This is a genomic window from Psychrobacillus antarcticus (assembly GCF_029533155.1).
Classification (GTDB): Bacteria; Bacillota; Bacilli; order Bacillales_A; family Planococcaceae; genus Psychrobacillus; species Psychrobacillus antarcticus.
On record NZ_JAIZDB010000060.1, the window covers coordinates 1 to 1,973 of the forward strand.

General features: G+C 34.5%; 2 protein-coding genes. One reads left to right on the forward strand and one right to left on the reverse strand.

What is annotated here, in order from left to right; all coding sequences use genetic code 11:
• The first annotated feature begins 47 nt into the window (after nucleotides 1-47).
• Nucleotides 48-233 carry a hypothetical protein gene (locus LDK52_RS19775; protein ID WP_277587622.1) on the forward strand — a complete coding sequence of 62 codons (186 nt, stop codon included), beginning with the start codon at nucleotides 48-50 and terminating at the stop codon, nucleotides 231-233.
• Nucleotides 234-469: 236 nt separating this feature from the next.
• Here the strand turns inward: LDK52_RS19775 and LDK52_RS19780 are convergent, their stop codons facing one another.
• Nucleotides 470-610: a hypothetical protein gene (locus tag LDK52_RS19780; protein ID WP_211894191.1), complete on the reverse strand. Its 141-nt coding sequence runs from the start codon at nucleotides 608-610 to the stop codon at nucleotides 470-472.
• Between the last annotated feature and the right edge of the window lie 1,363 nt (nucleotides 611-1,973).

Here is a 1,973-nt window from a genome sequence, read left to right on the forward strand (position 1 = left end):
ATTGATTGGAGTGAAAGGTGGCGACTCCAGCGGGATGAGGGAGACAGATGAGACATCACAGCGACGCGCAAGCGACGGTGATGGCTCATCGCTCACCCCGCGGAACGCGTCCACCTGAAACGGAAATCAGCAGTATTATTCATTCTTTCAAGTCCCATGAATCCAGTGTACACGGTACATTTTTATATACTTTCTTATCTTTTAAAAAAGAAGCTCTTTGGAAGCTTCCTTAACTTCTGTTGCCAGGAATTCATTAACACTTCTCTGCAGCATGTTCATCTAATTAGCTCCTTTTTGTCATTGTATTAATATATGAGCATTTTTATTTTAATAACTGCCTGTGTAGGGTAGCGAATTAGCTATCCGTAAGAACTAGAAATAGTCTAGACTATAAATTATGAGTAACTCCATATTGTTATCGAATAAAGGGAGGGTCTTCTATGGCTAAGCCTTTCTTCTAATGAGTGCTTCAGATAAAATATAATACGCCAATGGCTATTCCTAAAAGCCCGACACCTAAATAAATAAGTGATTCTATATTCCTGTCTTTACTTTCTTTTCGTCTACGCTCTTCTTTCAATATGGGATACTCTTTTTCAAAATTTTTCATTCTTTTTCCTCCTTTGTCTTTTATCCCTAATACGATTGTATCTAAAATAAGTTCCAATTAAACTGATTATTCTGTGCCCTATTATAATTGAAAATAGCTGTTACAGTATGCTATTAATAAAAAAACCATAAAAAGAGTTGGAAAATATATCTCCAACTCATTGTGTTTTGTTTTTCAATTTCCACTAGAACATTCCTTCGTTGAACAAAGTGAATTCACTCAGCTAAATTCAATAACCAATTACGTAGGTTCTCCTTCGGGTAATACACTTTGTTGTTTATTGTGATGTGCGGATGTCTGAATGTCCTTGAATTAAAGCCCTTGCGTCTGTGTTTTTTTCAAAAATCAACCAATAACTTTAACATAGCCAAATAATTTAATATTCCCCTACCGGTGAAAAAACTCCTTAACATTCCGTAACCACTGCATAACCGACAAGAACACCGCAAATATAATTATTACTGCAAAATAAATACCCCATAAAAGAAAAGGTGCAACTGCTATATAATAGCCATATTTTTTCCAAAAGGTTGGGGGTGGTGGGACGTAAGTATCCTCAAACCCCTCTTGATAAGCCATCAATAGTTGAAAAAGACAAAATTTAACATCTACCTTATACTATACAGCCGTTTTTAAAATATTCCGAATAATCTTCAAATTAATATGGTGTAAGAGTATAACTTGAATCTTGAATTGTACTTTTTGACATATTTTTTACCATAACAATTAACAAGCTAATTAGCATTGTTTTTCCAAGTAACAATAACCTTTGTTACTTGGATGATTTAGTTGCTATTAGTTGTAAGGGTATTTAATTCAGTGAAAATCGCTATATACCAATGAAAAACGGACTGTTAATTGTATGTTAATTAACAGTCCGTTTATGTGTTTAATTTTAAGTTTTGTACCACTCAACTGAACGGGTTATTAGTTTTCAGAATTGCTTTTAATTTCGTAAATCCTTCGTACCTTCTTACTTTTTACAATAATCGAGTAGAAGGGAAAGTTAATAACTTTCCGCCCCTCTCACACCACCGTACGTACGGTTCCGTATACGGCGGTTCAATTTATATTTCAGTGTGTACTTTTAGATAATGGTCTAAGGCAAAGGGGATTCCCCTTTGCCTTAGTCGCTTGTTAGACAAGGCTCTGTGTACGACCTTCGATAATCCAATGAATCGGTAACCTTTTCTACAGTAGGTTAAGCCTTTGGCTACAAATGTTAATTTAAATATGTACAAAGTTGCTTGAATAAATATGGACAAAAATGATCACTTCTTTATAATAATTTTGAGGTGATTAAGATGTACATATCGTTAAATGTTGAAATGGATTTTGAAGTTAAAGGTCTAGACGACCTTCC